This is a genomic window from Pseudomonas sp. ATCC PTA-122608 (assembly GCF_001952855.1).
Classification (GTDB): domain Bacteria; phylum Pseudomonadota; class Gammaproteobacteria; order Pseudomonadales; family Pseudomonadaceae; genus Aquipseudomonas.
The window spans coordinates 230,179-246,190 of sequence record NZ_LPNO01000001.1 but is presented as its reverse complement, the minus strand read 5'-3'; the positions used below and the strand labels follow the sequence as shown (position 1 = coordinate 246,190).

16 protein-coding genes and 2 pseudogenes are annotated in these 16,012 nt (G+C 60.7%); 4 read left to right on the top strand and 14 right to left on the bottom strand.

Features of this window, described 5'->3' with window-relative positions; translation table 11 throughout:
* Window positions 1-12: 12 nt before the first annotated feature.
* The 7 genes from AU074_RS01230 to AU074_RS01200 all read right to left on the bottom strand — a co-directional run bounded on the left by AU074_RS01230 (window position 13) and on the right by AU074_RS01200 (window position 6,212).
* Window positions 13-747 (bottom strand): hypothetical protein, encoded by a 735-nt coding sequence (locus AU074_RS01230; RefSeq protein WP_076013155.1) that lies wholly within the window; start codon window positions 745-747, stop codon window positions 13-15.
* 160 nt (window positions 748-907) lie between these two features.
* On the bottom strand, window positions 908-1,651 hold the full coding sequence (locus tag AU074_RS01225; protein WP_076013154.1) for a hypothetical protein: 744 nt from the start codon (window positions 1,649-1,651) through the stop codon (window positions 908-910).
* Window positions 1,652-1,714: 63 nt separating this feature from the next.
* Entirely contained in the window at window positions 1,715-2,095 is a 381-nt protein-coding gene (locus AU074_RS01220) for a RidA family protein (protein WP_003213288.1), read from the bottom strand.
* A 24-nt stretch (window positions 2,096-2,119) separates the two neighbouring features.
* Window positions 2,120-4,225: a bifunctional GTP diphosphokinase/guanosine-3',5'-bis pyrophosphate 3'-pyrophosphohydrolase gene (gene spoT, locus AU074_RS01215; RefSeq protein ID WP_076013153.1), complete on the bottom strand. Its 2,106-nt coding sequence runs from the start codon at window positions 4,223-4,225 to the stop codon at window positions 2,120-2,122.
* A 60-nt stretch (window positions 4,226-4,285) separates the two neighbouring features.
* Entirely contained in the window at window positions 4,286-4,549 is a 264-nt protein-coding gene (gene rpoZ / locus AU074_RS01210) for a DNA-directed RNA polymerase subunit omega (protein ID WP_003176920.1), read from the bottom strand.
* A gap of 167 nt (window positions 4,550-4,716) precedes the next feature.
* On the bottom strand, window positions 4,717-5,337 hold the full coding sequence (gmk, locus tag AU074_RS01205; RefSeq protein ID WP_003213284.1) for a guanylate kinase: 621 nt from the start codon (window positions 5,335-5,337) through the stop codon (window positions 4,717-4,719).
* Window positions 5,338-5,348: 11 nt separating this feature from the next.
* Window positions 5,349-6,212, bottom strand: coding sequence for a YicC/YloC family endoribonuclease (locus AU074_RS01200; RefSeq protein WP_076013152.1), 864 nt, complete (start codon window positions 6,210-6,212; stop codon window positions 5,349-5,351).
* 217 nt (window positions 6,213-6,429) lie between these two features.
* On the opposite strand from AU074_RS01200, the gene rph reads away from it, so the two are divergent.
* On the top strand, window positions 6,430-7,152 hold the full coding sequence (gene rph, locus AU074_RS01195) for a ribonuclease PH (protein ID WP_003213280.1): 723 nt from the start codon (window positions 6,430-6,432) through the stop codon (window positions 7,150-7,152).
* A gap of 22 nt (window positions 7,153-7,174) precedes the next feature.
* Entirely contained in the window at window positions 7,175-7,543 is a 369-nt protein-coding gene (locus tag AU074_RS01190; RefSeq protein ID WP_017476705.1) for a DUF4870 domain-containing protein, read from the top strand.
* Between the two features lie 58 nt (window positions 7,544-7,601).
* On the opposite strand, the gene AU074_RS01185 is transcribed toward AU074_RS01190, so the two are convergent.
* The gene (locus tag AU074_RS01185; RefSeq protein ID WP_003176915.1) at window positions 7,602-8,381 is read right to left on the bottom strand and encodes an exodeoxyribonuclease III; all 780 of its coding nucleotides are present in this window, start codon (window positions 8,379-8,381) and stop codon (window positions 7,602-7,604) included.
* 82 nt (window positions 8,382-8,463) lie between these two features.
* Here AU074_RS01185 and pyrE point away from each other — a divergent pair, with 82 nt between their 5' ends.
* Window positions 8,464-9,111, top strand: coding sequence for an orotate phosphoribosyltransferase (gene pyrE, locus AU074_RS01180; RefSeq protein ID WP_076013151.1), 648 nt, complete (start codon window positions 8,464-8,466; stop codon window positions 9,109-9,111).
* Between the two features lie 63 nt (window positions 9,112-9,174).
* Here the strand turns inward: pyrE and argB are convergent, their stop codons facing one another.
* From argB to coaBC, 4 genes and pseudogenes are all read right to left on the bottom strand, one after another.
* Window positions 9,175-10,080 carry an acetylglutamate kinase gene (gene argB, locus AU074_RS01175; protein WP_003213275.1) on the bottom strand — a complete coding sequence of 302 codons (906 nt, stop codon included), beginning with the start codon at window positions 10,078-10,080 and terminating at the stop codon, window positions 9,175-9,177.
* 21 nt (window positions 10,081-10,101) lie between these two features.
* Window positions 10,102-11,517 (bottom strand): annotated as a pseudogene (locus tag AU074_RS01170) (phosphomannomutase/phosphoglucomutase); the annotation flags it as partial.
* A gap of 258 nt (window positions 11,518-11,775) precedes the next feature.
* Window positions 11,776-12,231, bottom strand: coding sequence for a dUTP diphosphatase (gene dut / locus AU074_RS01160; protein ID WP_003213270.1), 456 nt, complete (start codon window positions 12,229-12,231; stop codon window positions 11,776-11,778).
* A gap of 5 nt (window positions 12,232-12,236) precedes the next feature.
* Window positions 12,237-13,445, bottom strand: a complete 1,209-nt coding sequence (gene coaBC, locus AU074_RS01155) for a bifunctional phosphopantothenoylcysteine decarboxylase/phosphopantothenate--cysteine ligase CoaBC (RefSeq protein WP_010168193.1) — start codon at window positions 13,443-13,445, stop codon at window positions 12,237-12,239.
* 130 nt (window positions 13,446-13,575) lie between these two features.
* Between coaBC and radC the strand changes: the two genes are divergently transcribed.
* A complete protein-coding gene (gene radC, locus AU074_RS01150; RefSeq protein ID WP_076013148.1) occupies window positions 13,576-14,250 on the top strand; it encodes a DNA repair protein RadC in 675 nt (224 codons plus the stop codon).
* A 4-nt stretch (window positions 14,251-14,254) separates the two neighbouring features.
* On the opposite strand, the pseudogene AU074_RS34305 reads toward radC, so the two are convergent.
* Both AU074_RS34305 and AU074_RS01140 read right to left on the bottom strand, forming a co-directional pair.
* Window positions 14,255-14,341, bottom strand: a pseudogene (locus AU074_RS34305) (outer membrane lipoprotein carrier protein LolA); the annotation flags it as partial.
* A gap of 25 nt (window positions 14,342-14,366) precedes the next feature.
* Complete coding sequence (locus AU074_RS01140) at window positions 14,367-15,959, bottom strand: ABC transporter substrate-binding protein (RefSeq protein WP_063033851.1); 1,593 nt, start codon at window positions 15,957-15,959, stop codon at window positions 14,367-14,369.
* Window positions 15,960-16,012: the final 53 nt, after the last annotated feature.

The following is a 16,012-nucleotide window of genomic DNA, read 5'->3' as shown; positions in this document are numbered from 1 at the left end:
CCTTTTTTTGCGTCACTGTTTTTCCAGCAGCCATTGGCGTGGGCCTGGAGTGAGCTGTGGGATTTCATCCGGTTGCGACTGATTGATCGCCTGGAGAATCTCCAGTTGTTTGCCGTAGCGGACAAAAATCCAGCTGTGTCCCACATCGCCCTTGCCCAGGTAGAGGGTGTCATTGCCAGCCCCTTGAGTAGCACAATCGCCTCCCAGGCATAACTCGTACCGGTTGTTTTGCGCCAGGCCGGATACGCTGCCGTCAGCGTTGAACACTACGATGTTCCCGGTGCCCTGGCCTTCAATGATTTTCCACTGGCCACCCACATAGGCCGAGTTCAACGCACGTCTGAACGTCGTACCCCACTGGGCGTCCACTGCGGCGGGTTGGGCGGGGCGGGTGAAGCGTTGGGCTGCGTAATTTTTTGTGGTCTGCTGAATCAGTTGGTTGCCATCCAATTGCAGTTCATCGGTGCCATGACCGTTGTAGTCGACGGTCCATACACCCGGCGCCGTTTGCTGCAATTGCCCTTCGCCCAGTTCGAACGCATTGCTGACTTGCGCCTTGTTGCTGCGGGTGTCGATGTTCCATTCCAGATTTAAGCCATGCGCATCAATGGCTCGCAGCAAGGGCCTGCCTTGGGCAGCCGAATCGATGGCTGCCTGATTGATCCATAGTCCGCTGATGTCGGTTGGCTGCGGCGCATGGGTGCAGCCGCCCAGCAGAATCAGGCTAAGGACAAGTAATGTGCGCATGGGGCAATCCCTGGACGGTAAAAACAATGGGGCCCAATGTAGGAGCGAGCTTGCTCGCGAAAAACGCAAAGACACCGCGTTAATTCAGGATGCCACCGTTACCGTGGACGTCCTTCGCGAGCAAGCCAGCGCCTACAGAAAGCAGGAGCCTGTTTCTGTATCACTGTTTTTCCAGCAACCACTGTCGCGGCCCGGGGGTAAACGAGGGTACTTCGTCGGCCTGGGCGGTGTTGATCGCCTGGAAGATCTCCAGTTGCTTGCCCTTGCGCGCAAAGATCCACGGGTTGCCCTGGCCGTTCAGTTGCAGCCAGATGCTGTCGTAGCCGCCACTCATGGAGGCGCAATCGCCCGCCAGGCACAGCGAGTACTGATCAGCGCCGGGCAAGCCGGTTACCTGGCCATTGGCCTGGAACTGCACGGTCGCGCCTTCGCCATTACCGCTGCTGATTTTCCAGGTGCCGCCCATATAGGCTGCGTACAGGGTGCGCTCGAAGTTAGCACCGAGCGGCGCGCCTTCGGGAGCTGGGTCCTTGGCACGGGCAAATAGCTGCTCGGGCTCGTTGTCATTGGCCCCTTGCAGCAGTTGTTTGCCTTTACGCTTGAGTTCAGTGGCGGAGCTGCCGTAGAAATCGACGCTCCAGGCGCCGGATTTTTCACCCAGCAACTTGCCTTCAGCTACTTCAAAACCGTTGTAGTAGCGTGCCTGAGACGCTTTGGTGTTCACCTCCCATTCGAGGTTCGGACCGTAGCTCTGCAGGGCTTCACGCAAAGGGCCGCCCTTGGCTGCTGCGTCGATGGCGGCCTGGTTGATCCAGGTGCCGCTCACATCCAGGTCGGCGGGATTGCTGGCGCAGCCGCCGAGCAACAGGGCGAGCAACGAAGAGGCAACGAGCGCTTTGCGCATTACGAAATCCTTCCAAAAACCAATTCGGCGCAGCCTTCCCGTGGAAGCGCTGCGCCGGATGTTTTATTCGATGACCAGAATGGCGTCCATCTCAACCTGCGCGCCCTTTGGCAGGGCGGCAACGCCGATGGCGGCGCGTGCTGGGTACGGCTGTTCGAAGTACTTGCCCATGATCTCGTTGACCTTGGCGAAGTGGCTCAGGTCGGTGAGGAAGATGTTCAGTTTGACGATGTCCTTGAACGAACCGCCTGCAGCTTCGGCAACCGACTTCAGGTTTTCGAAGACCTGGATGGTCTGGGCTTCAAAGCCTTCAACCAGCTCCATGGTTTTTGGGTCCAGTGGAATCTGGCCGGACATGTAGACGGTATTGCCCGCCTTGATCGCCTGGGAGTAAGTACCGATTGCTGCTGGTGCCTTGTCGCTGGTGATAACAGTCTTGGTCATGAATGACTCCTTGTAATGAATGGGCTAGGCGCGCATGCGGGTGATGCGGATGACCCCGGTCAGGGCGCGCAGTTTCTTGATCACGCGGGCCAGGTGCACGCGGTCGTGCACGCTGACCACCAGTTGGACCACGCTGATGCGACCATCGCGTTCGTCCATGCTGATTTTCTCGATATTGCCGTCGGCCGCATTGACGCTGCTGGCCAGCAGGGCGATCAGGCCGCGCTGGTGTTCCAGCTCGACCCGCAGCTCGACGTTGAATTCGCCGGTGACATCCTTGGCCCACGAAAGCTGGATGCATTTCTCGGGGTTATGGCGGATTTCACTGATATTGCGGCAGTTGTCCAGGTGCACCACCATGCCTTTGCCGGCGGACAAATGGCCGACAATCGGGTCACCCGGGATCGGCGTGCAGCACTTGGCGTAGCTGAGCACCAGGCCTTCGGTGCCGCGAATCGCCAGCGGGCCTTCGGGGCTTGGCAACTGTTCGCCTTCGCCCAGCAGGCGGCGGGCGACCACATAGGCCATGCGGTTGCCCAGGCCGATGTCTTCCAGCAAGTCTTCGATCAGTTCCTGGCGGTACTCGTGGAGCATCGCCTGCACGCGCTCGGTCGGGATCTTGTCCAGGGAGCTGTCGAAGCCGTTGAGTACCTTGTTCAGCAGGCGTTCGCCCAGGCTGATGGACTCGGAGCGGCGCTGCAGTTTCAGGGCGTGACGGATGTGGGTGCGGGCCTTGCCGGTGACCACAAAGTTGAGCCAGGCCGGGTTCGGGCGTGCGCCCGGTGCGCTGACGATCTCCACCGTGGAGCCGCTTTGCAGCGGTTCCGACAGCGGGGCCAGTCGACGATTGATCCGACAGGCTATGCAGCTGTTACCCACGTCGGTGTGCACCGCGTAGGCAAAGTCGACCGCGGTGGAGCCTTTGGGCAGCTCCATGATCCGGCCTTTGGGCGTGAACACGTAGACCTCGTCCGGGAACAGGTCGATCTTCACGCTTTCGATAAATTCCAGGGAGTTGCCGGCACGTTGCTGCATTTCCAGCACGCCCTTGACCCACTGGCGGGCGCGGGCATGCGTACCTTTCGGCTGCTCGTCGCCGCTGGATTTGTACAGCCAATGGGCGGCGATGCCGTTGTTGGCCATCTCTTCCATTTCGCGGGTGCGGATCTGGATCTCGATCGGCACCCCGTGCATACCGAACAGCGTGGTATGCAGCGACTGATAGCCGTTGGCCTTGGGAATCGCGATGTAGTCCTTGAAGCGCCCCGGCAGGGGTTTGTACAAATTATGCACAGCGCCCAGCACGCGGTAGCAGGTATCGACCTTGTCGACGATGATCCGGAACGCGTACACGTCCATGATCTCGTTGAAGGCCCGACGCTTGCCGCGCATCTTCTTGTAGATGCCGTAGATGTGTTTCTGCCGGCCGCTGACTTCGCCCTCGATCTCATCGATCGCCAGGCAATGGCTCAGGGATTCTTCGATCTTGTTGACGATTTCCTTGCGATTGCCCCGGGCGCGTTTCACCGCCTGATAAATGCGCGCGGAACGCATCGGGTGCATGGCTTTGAAGCCGAGGTCTTCGAATTCGATACGAATGGCGTGCATGCCCAGCCGGTTGGCGATGGGCGCGTAGATTTCCAGGGTTTCCTTGGCGATGCGCCGGCGTTTTTCGCCGGAGAGCACTTCCAGCGTGCGCATGTTGTGCAGCCGGTCGGCCAGCTTTACCAGGATCACGCGGATGTCCCGGGCCATGGCCATGGCCATCTTCTGGAAGTTTTCCGCCTGGGCTTCAGCCTTGGTTTCGAAGTTCATCTGGGTCAGTTTGCTGACCCCGTCGACCAGTTCGGCCACGGTTTCGCCAAATTGCGCGCTGAGCGCTTCCTTGGCAATGCCGGTGTCTTCGATCACGTCATGCAGCATCGCGGCCATCAAACTCTGATGGTCCATGTGCATGTCGGCAAGAATGTTTGCCACGGCAAGAGGATGCGTGACATACGCCTCGCCACTGCGGCGGCGTTGGCCGTCGTGGGCTTGTTCGGCGTAGAAATACGCTCGGCGGACCAGGTTGACCTGGTCTGGGCCGAGGTAGGTCGATAAGCGATCGGCGAGGGCGTCTATGCTCGGCAAAGTATTAACTCCTGCCGTTGGCTGTGACCCCGCGCCGTGCTACGTCGACCAGGCATAGGCTTAGACGGCCTCGTTGGACTCGTCCTCGAACGCTGCAAACAGCGGTTCGTCTTCAACGATTTCGGCGTTGGCGATGAACTCGTAGCTCATCAGGCCTTCAGCGATTTCACGCAGGGCTACAACGGTAGGCTTGTCGTTTTCCCACTGGACCAGAGGCTCTTTGCCGCCAGTAGCCAGTTGACGGGCACGCTTGGTAGAGAGCATGACCAGCTCAAAGCGGTTATCCACGTGTTCTAGGCAGTCTTCAACGGTTACGCGGGCCATGGTATTCCTCGGAGCGAATGCAATATGCGCGCTGCCCGGTTGGGCGAGCGGACTGAACAGTTTAAAAAATCACCAGCGTTTAGGGAAGCGCTGATTTTTCGCAGGCCATCGCAAACGCGCTACAAGTGCCAATGTAAAGCCCTTGCAGCGGTTTTGGGAAGAGCCAATCAGCCGAGCAGTTCGGCCAACAATTTGCCGAAACGCTGCTGCTGACGCTTTTGCTGGAGCTGATTGGCGCGGAAAATCGCCTTCAGATCGTCCAGTGCGTGAGCGAAATCGTCGTTGATGATCAGGTAGTCGTAATCGACGTAGTGGCTCATTTCACTGACGGCTTCGCGCATGCGGCCTTCGATGATCTCGTCGCTGTCCTGGCCGCGATTGGTCAGGCGCTGGTGCAACGCTTCCAAAGACGGCGGCAGGATGAAGATCGAGCGGGCTTTGGGCATCAGTTGGCGCACTTGCTCGGCGCCCTGCCAGTCGATTTCCAGGATCAGGTCGTGGCCTTCGTCCAGGGTCTGCTGCAGGTGGCTTTGGGAGGTGCCGTAGAGGTTGCCGAAGACTTCGGCGCGCTCGAGGAAATCACCGTGCTCGATCATCTTGACGAACTCGGTGCGCTCGACGAAGTGGTAGTGCACGCCGTTCACTTCACCCGGGCGCATGGCGCGGGTGGTGTGGGACACCGAGATGCGGATCTGCTCGTCAGCGTCGGTCAGGGCTTTGACCAGGCTGCTTTTGCCCGCGCCCGATGGGGCAGAAATGATGTAAAGGGTGCCGGTGCTGTGGGTCATGTCAGGGTGCCTTACTCGATATTCTGTACTTGTTCGCGCATTTGCTCGATCAACACTTTGAGGTTGACCGCAGCCTGGGTGCTGCGCGGATCAAAGGCTTTGGAGCCCAGTGTATTGGCTTCGCGGTTGAGTTCCTGCATCAAGAAGTCCAGGCGCCGACCGGCGGCACCGGCAGACTTGAGCACGCGGCGCACTTCCAGGATGTGGGTGCTCAGGCGGTCGAGCTCTTCGGCGACGTCGCTCTTTTGTGCCAGCAGCACCATCTCTTGCTCCAGGCGCACCGGGTCCAGCTCGGCCTGCATGTCGGCGAAGCGATCCAGGACCTTCTGGCGCTGGGTAGCAAGCATCTGCGGCACCAGTTCGCGCAGGGTGACCACGTCTTCTTCGATGGAGGTCAGGCGGTCGCTGATCAGGCGGGCCAGTTCGGCGCCTTCGCGCTCGCGGCCGGCCTTGAGTTCTTTCAAGCCTTGGTTGAACAGTGCCAGGGCCTCGGCGTTCAGCGCCTGCGGGTCAGTGGCGTCGGCCACCAGCACGCCAGGCCAGGCCAGGACTTCCAGCGGATTGATGGCGGCAGGGTGTTTGATAAGGCTGGCGATGGTTTCGGCGGCGGCGACCAATTGGGCGGCGCGCTCGCGATCCACCTGCAATGGCTTGCCGGTGGTTTCCTCGGTGAAGCGCAGGGTGCATTCCAGCTTGCCGCGGGAGATGCCCTGGCGCAGTGCTTCACGGACCGCGCCTTCGAGGTCGCGAAACGATTCCGGCAGGCGCAGGTGCGGCTCCAGGTAGCGGCTGTTGACCGAGCGCAATTCCCAGCTCAGGGTGCCTTGGACGCCGGCTTTTTCGACGCGGGCGAAGGCGGTCATGCTGTGCACCATGGAGGTACCTCGCGATGCAGTCCCGCAAACAGGCGGGCTGATGGGTAGATTGGAGCCGACAGGCTGCGAAGGCGCAGGATTGTAGCTCAACGGGACGGGTGGCCCCAAACAGTGGCTTCGGGCCCCGGGTTTGTAACAGGATTTTTTAGAAGTGCCGATCAGGGCTGGCGGCTCTATAATGCTCGGCAGTTTTTCGTCCTCCGTACAGGTATCCCCTATGAAACGTCCAAGTGGTCGCGCTGCCGATCAGCTCCGCTCGATCCGCATCACCCGCAACTACACCAAACACGCCGAGGGATCTGTACTGGTCGAGTTTGGCGATACCAAGGTTATCTGCACCGTTAGCGTCGAAAACGGCGTGCCGCGTTTCCTCAAGGGCCAGGGCCAGGGTTGGTTGACCGCCGAATACGGCATGCTGCCGCGCGCCACCGGCGAGCGTAACCAGCGTGAAGCCAGCCGTGGCAAGCAAGGCGGCCGCACCCTGGAAATCCAGCGCCTGATCGGTCGTTCCCTGCGCGCTGCGCTGGACATGTCCAAGCTGGGCGACGTGACCCTGTACGTCGACTGCGACGTGATCCAGGCCGACGGCGGCACCCGCACTGCATCCATCACCGGCGCCATGGTTGCCCTGGTCGATGCGCTCAAAGTCATCAAGAAGCGTGGCGGCCTGAAAGGCGGCGATCCGCTCAAGCAGATGATCGCGGCTGTATCGGTAGGCATGTATCAAGGCGAGCCAGTGCTGGATCTGGACTATCTTGAAGATTCGGCTGCCGAGACCGACCTGAACGTGGTGATGACCAGCACTGGTGGTTTCATCGAAGTGCAGGGTACCGCCGAAGGCGCGCCATTCCAGCCGGCGGACCTGAATGCAATGCTGGCATTGGCCCAGAAAGGCATGACCGAGATCTTCGAACTGCAGAACGCCGCACTGGCCGACTGATTCATCCCCAAGGAGCTACGCCATGAGTGACAGTCAACTTCCGCTGCCGACACCGTCCAAGGAAGTTCGCCAGTGGGCGATGCTCTGTCACTTCGCGGCGTTTTTCGGCTTGATGTTCCCGTTCGGCAGCCTGCTGGGGCCTTTGATTCTCTGGCAGGTGAAGAAGGACACGGACCCGTTCATTGATGATCAGGGCAAGGAAGCGCTGAATTTCCAGATCACCGTGGGCATAGCCTGGGCGGTCTGCTTCCTGCTGGGTTTTATCGTGATCGGCTTCGTGTTGATGACCGTCCTGGTGATCGGCGCGGTGGTGATGACGATCATTGGGGGCATCAAGGCCAACAAGGGTGTGGCTTATCGTTATCCGTGGACGTTGCGGTTGATCAAATAACCACCGCCCACAAAAAAACCGACAGCGATGTCGGTTTTTTTGTGCCTGGAGAAAGACCTTAGATGGTCAAGGTCCAGTCGTAGTCCACGATCAGCGGCGCGTGCTGCGAGAAGCGCGGCTGGCGTGGCAGGCGTGCGCTGCGCACGAAACGGCGCAGGCCTGGCGTCAGCAGCTGGTAGTCAAAACGCCAGCCGAGGTTGAGCATCTCGGCCTGTTCGTTATCCGGCCACCAGCTGTACTGGTCGCCTTCGCGGCTGACTTCACGCAGGGCATCGACATAGCCCATATTGCCGACAATCTCGTCCATCCAGGCCCGTTCCGGCGCCAGGAAGCCCGGTGATTGCTGGCTGTCGCGCCAGTTCTTGATATCCAGCTTCTGTTGCGCGACGTACAGCGAGCCACAGTAAATGTACTCGCGACGTTTGCGCCGCTGTTTATCCAGATAACGGGCGAAGTCGTCCATTAGCTTGAACTTCTGGTTCAAGTCTTCATCGCCATTCTGCCCTGATGGAAGCAGCAAGGTCGCGATGCTGACCTTATCGAAATCGGCTTGCAGGTAGCGCCCGTAGCGGTCGGCTGTCTCGAAGCCGAGGCCGCTGATGACCGCCTTGGGTTGCAACCGCGAATACAAAGCCACGCCGCCTTGGGCGGGAACTTCGGCATCACAGGCATAAAGGAAGTAGCCATCCAGTTGGAAGGCTGGGTCGTCCAGTTCAAAGGCGGAGGCGCGGGTGTCCTGCAGGCAGATGACGTCGGCATTCTGGGCTTGCAGCCAACTGAGCAAACCACGCTCGACTGCAGCCTGAATACCATTGACGTTCACACTGATGATCCGCATAAATGGCCCCAAAAATCGCGTGCGTGTATGATACACGCCGTCTACCTAATTAGCTAAATCCGTGGTATCTGAGGCTTTTTTCATGCAGGCGTATCAACGCGATTTCATTCGTTTTGCCATCGATCGCGGCGTATTGCGCTTCGGTGAGTTCACCCTGAAGTCCGGGCGCACCAGCCCTTACTTCTTCAATGCCGGCCTTTTCAACTCGGGTTCTGCCCTGGCGCAGTTGGGTCGTTTCTATGCGGCCGCCATCGTTGAAAGCGGTATTTCCTTCGACGTGCTGTTCGGCCCGGCCTACAAGGGCATTCCCCTGGCCGCCGCGACCGCCGTGGCGTTGGCTGAACATCACGGGCTGGATTTGCCTTGGTGCTTCAACCGCAAGGAAGCCAAAGCCCATGGCGAAGGCGGTAGCCTGGTGGGCGCGCCGCTCAAGGGCGACGTGCTGATCATCGACGACGTGATCACTGCCGGTACGGCGATTCGCGAAGTGATGCAGATCATCGCTTCCCAGGACGGCGCCAAGGCAGCCGGTGTGCTGATCGCGCTGAACCGCCAGGAGCGCGGCAACGGTGAATTGTCGGCGATCCAGGAAGTGGAACGTGATTTCGCGATTCCGGTGGTGAGCATCGTGTCGCTGAACCAGGTGTTGCAGTTCCTGGAAGATGACCCGCAGCTCAAGCAGCACTTGCCAGCGGTCAAGGCCTACCGCGAGCAGTTCGGCGTTCAATAATCGCCGACCAATAAAAAGGCCCCGTTCAATCGAATTGAACGGGGCCTTTTTGTTTGCCAGCGCTTAGGGGCGCTTGCGATTGCTGATCAGCGTACCCACACCGGTGTCGGTGAAGATTTCCAGCAGGATCGCATTCGGAACCCGGCCATCCAGGATCAACGAGCTGCCGACACCACCTTGCACCGCTTCCAGTGCGCAGCGGATCTTCGGCAGCATGCCGCCGTAGATGGTGCCGTCGGCGATCAGGTCGTCCACTTGCTGGGTCGTCAGGCCGGTCAAGACCTTGCCTTCCTTGTCCATCAAGCCGGCGATGTTGGTGAGCAGCATCAGCTTCTCGGCCTTCAGCGCCTCGGCCACCTTGCCGGCCACCAGGTCGGCATTGATGTTGTAGGACTCACCGTTGGCACCGACGCCGATTGGCGCGATCACCGGAATGAAATCGCCCTTCACCAGCAGGTTCAGCAGATCGGTGTTGATGCCGATCACTTCGCCCACCTGGCCGATGTCGATGATTTCCGGCTGAGTCATCTCCGGGGTCTTGCGGGTCACGGTAAGCTTCTTCGCCCGGATCAGCTCGGCGTCCTTGCCGGTCAGGCCGATGGCGCTGCCGCCATGGCGGTTGATCAGGTTGACGATGTCTTTGTTCACCTGGCCGCCCAGGACCATCTCCACCACGTCCATGGTCTGGGCGTCGGTGACACGCATGCCGTCGATGAAGTGACTCTCGATGGACAGGCGTTTGAGCAGGTCACCGATTTGCGGGCCGCCACCGTGTACCACCACCGGGTTGATCCCGACGGCTTTCATCAACACGATGTCGCGGGCAAAGCCGGTTTTCAGCTCGTCGCTTTCCATGGCATTGCCGCCGTACTTGATCACCAGCGTCTTGCCGACGTAGCGTCGAATGTAAGGCAACGCTTCGGAAAGGACCTTGGCGGTATTGGCGGCGGCTTCGCGTTCGAGGGTCATTCAGGGCTCCGGTACAAAAAATCAGAACGGTAATTGGAGATCAGGGGCAACACGTTTCAACTGGGCGTGGAACACGTCCTTGATGCGCTGCAACTCAGCCTCGGAATCCGCCTCGAAACGCAGCACCAGCACCGGTGTGGTGTTGGATGCGCGAACCAGGCCCCAGCCTTTGGCGTAATCGACCCGCACGCCGTCAATGGTGGTCAGGTTGGCGCCTTCGCCCCATTGCGCATCGTGCAGTGCGTCAATGATGCTGAATTTGCTCTCTTCGGTCACATGGATATTGATCTCTGGCGTAGAAATATCATTCGGGAAGGTCTCAAACAGGTCTTCCGCGGTGGATTTTTCCTTGCTGAGGATCTCCAGCAGACGGGCGGCGCTGTAAATGCCGTCGTCAAAACCGAACCAGCGCTCCTTGAAGAACACGTGGCCGCTCATTTCACCGGCCAACAGCGCACCGGTTTCCTTCATTTTCTTTTTGATCAACGAGTGACCGGTCTTCCACATTAGCGGACGACCACCGTATTCCTTGATCAGCGGCGTCAGGCGGCGGGTGCATTTGACGTCGAAGATGATCTCGGCGCCCGGGTTGCGCGCCACGACGTCGCGGGCAAACAGCATCAGCAGGCGGTCCGGGAACACGATATTGCCGGTGTTGGTCACTACGCCGACGCGGTCGCCGTCGCCGTCGAAAGCCAGGCCGAGGTCGGCGCCGGTTTCCTTGACCTTGGCGATCAGGTCCACCAGGTTCTCAGGCTTGCCCGGGTCCGGGTGGTGGTTAGGGAAGTTGCCGTCGACCTCGCAGAACAGCGGGATCACTTCGCAATTCAGGGCTTCGATCAGTTGCGGGGCGATCACGCCAGCCGCGCCGTTGCCGCAGTCCACCACCACTTTCAGGCGGCGGGCGAGTTTGACGTCGCGGGTGATTTCGTCCGAGTAGCGATCGAGAATCTCAACCTTGGTAATGCTGCCGGTGCCGCTGGTCAGGTCGTTGGTCTTCAGGCGGGTGTGCAGGGCCTGGATCTGTTCGTTGGCCAGGGTATCGCCGGCGATGACGATCTTGAAGCCGTTGTAGTCCGACGGGTTGTGGCTGCCGGTGAGCATCACGCCCGACTTGCCGGCCAGTACGTTGGCCGCGTAGTACAGCGCAGGCGTTGGCACCAGGCCGACGTCGCTGACATGGCAGCCGCTGTCGGCCAGGCCCTGGATCAGTTGCTCCACCAGCTCGGGGCCGGAGAGGCGGCCATCACGGCCAACGGAAACATTGGGCTCGCCCTGGGCCAGGCTCTGGGAGCCAATGGCACGGCCGATCCAGTAGGCGGTTTCGGCGGTCAGGGTCTTGGGGACCACGCCACGGATGTCATAGGCGCGGAAAATGCTGTCGGGAAACGTCGGGGCGACTCGGGCTGCGTTGCTCATTGCGGGGGGGAACTCCATCTGAAAGGGGCGGGGCTGGCCTCAGGGGTGCTGACCGGCAGGCTCAAACTGAAGGGTAAGACGGCGTTTTTGGCATAGAGTTCGTGGTGCAAAAGTGCCATCGGCGCCGGAGCACCGCTCTTTCGCCCGCCTAATGTCCTGATTTCACTGGGGAAATCTTGCTGATAAGTTCCGCGCATTCTTCATCCTGAAAGGCCATGCGTTGGCGTCAGGCCGGGTGAGGCACCCGGCTTGTCCGGCTAAGTCAGTTCAGCTTAGTCAGTGGCTGCCGGAATGTCCGAAGCCGCCTGCACCACGCTGGGTTTCGTCGAACTCTTCGACCAGTTCGAAGTGCGCCTGCACCACCGGCACAAGCACAAGTTGGGCAATGCGCTCGCCGACGGCGATGTTGAACGCGGTCTGGCCACGGTTCCAGCAGGACACCATCAATTCGCCCTGGTAGTCCGAATCGATCAGGCCTACCAAGTTACCGAGGACGATCCCGTGTTTGTGACCCAGGCCGGAGCGCGGCAGGATCAGCGCCGCGAGGCCAGGGTCGCCCACGTAGATCGACAGGCCGGTCGGAATCAGAATGGTCTGGCCCGGCTCAAGCACGGTGTCCTGCTTGAGCATGGCGCGCAGGTCGAGGCCGGCGGAGCCTGGAGTGGCGTAGGCCGGCAGCGGGAATTCGTTGCCGATGCGGGGGTCGAGGATCTTGGCTTGCAAAGCGTGCATGGAAATTAAACCTGGTTCAGCCGTAGGGCGATAAAAGAGATCAGTTGGCGGGCAATCTTGCCCTTGCTGGTCTGGGCGAAAACGGTAGCGTGCAACTCGCGGTCGATCACGCTGATGGCATTTTCCTCGCTGTTGAAGCCGATGCTCGGGTTGGCGACATCGTTGGCGACAATCAGGTCGAGGTTCTTGTCTTTCAATTTGCGTGCGGCGTAGTCCAGCAAATGCTCGGTTTCGGCAGCGAAGCCGACGCTGAACGGGCGGTCCTCGCGGGTGGCTATGGTCGCCAGAATGTCCGGGTTACGGACCATTTGCAGGAGCAGGCCGTCGCCGCTTGTAGGGTCTTTCTTGAGTTTCTGCGGTGCAACTACTTCGGGGCGGTAGTCCGCGACCGCTGCCGAGGCGATAAACAGGTCGCAGGGAATCGCCGCTTCACAGGCCGCCAGCATGTCGCGGGCGCTGACTACGTCGATTCGGGTGACACGATCCGGGGTCGGCAAATGCACCGGGCCGGTGATCAACGTCACACGGGCGCCTGCCTCGACCGCCGCTTCAGCCAGGGCAAAGCCCATTTTTCCTGAGCTATGGTTGGTGATGTAGCGCACCGGGTCGATGTTTTCCTGGGTCGGGCCGGCGGTAATCAGCACGTGCTTGCCGGTCAGGGCCAGGTGCTGGAAGCAGTCGGCGGCGCATTGGGCGAGGTCGGTGGCTTCGAGCATGCGGCCCATGCCCACGTCGCCGCAGGCCTGGCTGCCGGAGGCCGGCCCGAAGACCTTGAGGCCGCGGCTTTGCAAGAGTTGGGTGTTGGCCTGGGTGGCGGGGTCGCGCCACATGGCCTGGTTCATGGCCGGGGCGATCGCGACGGTGGCGTCGGTGGCCAGCACCAGGGTAGTCAGCAGGTCGTCGGCAATGCCTTGGGCGAGGCGGGCGATCAGGTCGGCGGTGGCCGGGGCGATCAGCACCAGGTCGGCCCACTTGGCCAGCTCGATGTGGCCCATGGCGGCTTCGGCCGCGGGGTCCAGCAGGTCGAGGTGAACCGGGTGACCGGACAGTGCCTGCATGGTCAGTGGGGTAATGAATTCACTGCCGCCACGGGTCATCACCACGCGCACTTCGGCGCCTTGGTCGAGGAGCCTGCGAACCAGCTCTGCGCTCTTGTAGGCGGCAATGCCGCCGCCGACGCCGAGAACGATGCGTTTCCGATACAGACGCTGCATTGGCTTGCCTTTCCAGTTCAGTGATGGCGTTGCGATGCCCCCTCCCCAGGTGAAATCGCACGCAAAAAGATGGCCTAAGATACCACAGCGTCCGCCATGCAACAGCGGCGCACATGCACACGGAGGTGCCATGAGTATTCGCGATTGGCCTGCGGCAGAGCGTCCGCGGGAGAAGCTGTTGGAACTGGGCGCGGAGAACCTTTCCGACGCTGAATTGCTGGCGATTTTCCTGCGCACCGGGGTGTCCGGTAAGAGTGCCGTGGACCTGGCGCGGCATCTGCTGGCGCAATTTGGCAGCCTGCGCGCGCTGATGGAGGCCCGGCAGACGGTGTTCAGCCAGCACCTGGGCCTGGGGCCGGCGAAGTTCGCCCAGCTTCAAGCCGTACTGGAAATGGCCCGCCGTCATTTGGCCGAGCGCTTGCGCAGCGATTCGGTGCTGGAAAGTCCGGAGGCCGTGCGCGACTACCTCAAGGCGCTGCTGCGCCATGAGCCTCACGAGATATTCGGCTGCCTGTTTCTCGACTCCAAGCATCGGGTGCTGGGCTTCGAGAAGCTGTTTCAAGGCACCATCGACAACGCCACGGTTTATCCCCGGCAAGTGGTCAAGCGCGCCCTGGACTACAACGCCGCGGCGCTGATCCTGTGCCACAACCATCCTTCCGGCAGCGCCGAGCCCAGCATCGCTGATCGAAAACTGACCAGAGTGCTGCAAAAGGCGTTGGAGATGGTGGACGTGCGTGTGCTGGACCACATCATTGTGGGGGAGGGTGATCCGCTGTCGATGGCGGAATTTGGGTGGATGTAGGCTCTGTAGGAGTGAGCTTGCTCGCGAAAAACCTGAGGGCACCGTTGGGTGTCAGGTTTCCCGCGTTATCGTTGACGACCTTCGCGAGCAAGCTCGCTCCTACAGGGGGGCCTGGCTTATGGCTTGACGCTGACCTTGGAGTAATCCTGGCGCCCGAACGGGCTCACCTGATACCCCTCGACATTTTTGCGCGTCAGCGCAAACGCCGTCGGGTGCGCCAGTGGCAGCCACAACGCCTGTTGCTGGATCTGCGCCTGGGCCTGCTGGTACAGCTTGCTGCGCACGCCTTGTTCGCTGGTGGTCTTGCCGGCGCTGATCAGCTTGTCCAGCGCAGGGTCGCAATAGCGGGCGAAGTTGGTCCCGGACTTTACGGCCGCGCAGGAGAACTGCGGCGTCAGGAAGTTATCCGGGTCACCGTTATCGCCGGCCCAGCCCATGAACAGCAGGTCGTGCTCGCCGGCCTTGGCGCGACGGATCAGTTCGCCCCATTCGATCACGCGGATTTCAGCCTGGATGCCGACCTTGGCCAGGTCCGCTTGCAGCAGTTGTGCGCCGAGGCTTGGGTTGGGGTTCAGCAGGCTGCCCGACGGTCGGGTCCAGATGGTGGTCTTGAAGCCATCCTTGAGCCCGGCACGATCCAGTAGCTGCTTGGCCTTGGCAATGTCCTGCGGGTAGCCCGGCAAGTCCTTGGCGTAGCTCCAGGTATTGGGCGGGTATGGGCCATTGGCGGCTTCGGCGGTGCCTTCGAATACCGCCTTGAGGTAGCTGGCCTTGTCGAAGGCCAGGTTGATTGCCTGGCGAACTTCCGGCTTGTCCAGCGGCGGATGCTGGCTGTTGATGGCGACAAACGCGGTCATGAAGGCCGCTGTTTTCTCGATCTTCAAGTCGGCGTCTTTCTGCGCAGCATCGATATCCAGGGGCTTGGGCGACAGGGCGATCTGGCACTCATCGCGACGCAACCTTTGCAGGCGCACGTTGGCGTCCGGGGTGATCGCAAAGATCAGGTTATCCACCGCAGGCTTGCCGGCGAAGTAGTCCGGGTTGGCCTTGTAGCGAATCGTTGCATCCTTCTGGAAGCGCCCGAAAATGAACGGCCCGGTACCGATAGGCTGGCTGTTGAGTTTTTCGGGTGTGCCGGCCTTGAGCAGTTTGTCGGCGTATTCCGCCGGGTAGATCGAGGCGAAGCCCATGCTCAATGCGGCGAGGAAGGTCGAATCGGCGTGGTCCAGGGTAAAGCGCACGGTCAGCGGATCGAGGGCGTCGATCTTCTTGATCAGCGTTGGCAGCTGCAGCGATTGGGCGTGGGGGAAGCCACTCTGGGCAATCTTGTGCCACGGGTTGGCCGGGTCGAGCATGCGCTCGAAGCTGAAGCGCACGTCTTCGGCGGTCAGGGTACGGCTTGGAGTGAAGTATTCGGTGCGATGGAATTTAACGTCCGGGTGCAGCTTGAAGGTGTAGGTCAGGCCGTCCGGCGATACGTCCCAGCTGTCTGCCAGGCTCGGGACCAGCTTGCCGCTGGTGGCGTCGAAGTCCACCAGGCGGTTCATCAATACGTCTGCCGAGGCATTGGTGGTGGTCAGCGAGTTGTATTGGACCACGTCGAAGCCTTCGGGGCTGGCTTCGGTGCAGACGCTCAAGGTGGTGGCCGCCTGGGCGTGTGCAGCAATAAAAAGAGGGGCTAGCAATAGCGGTAGGGCAGCGAGGCGCATATTCAGTTTCCTTTGCAGATCGAAGGCCCATCTGCGAGTGCAGTCTGGAAAAG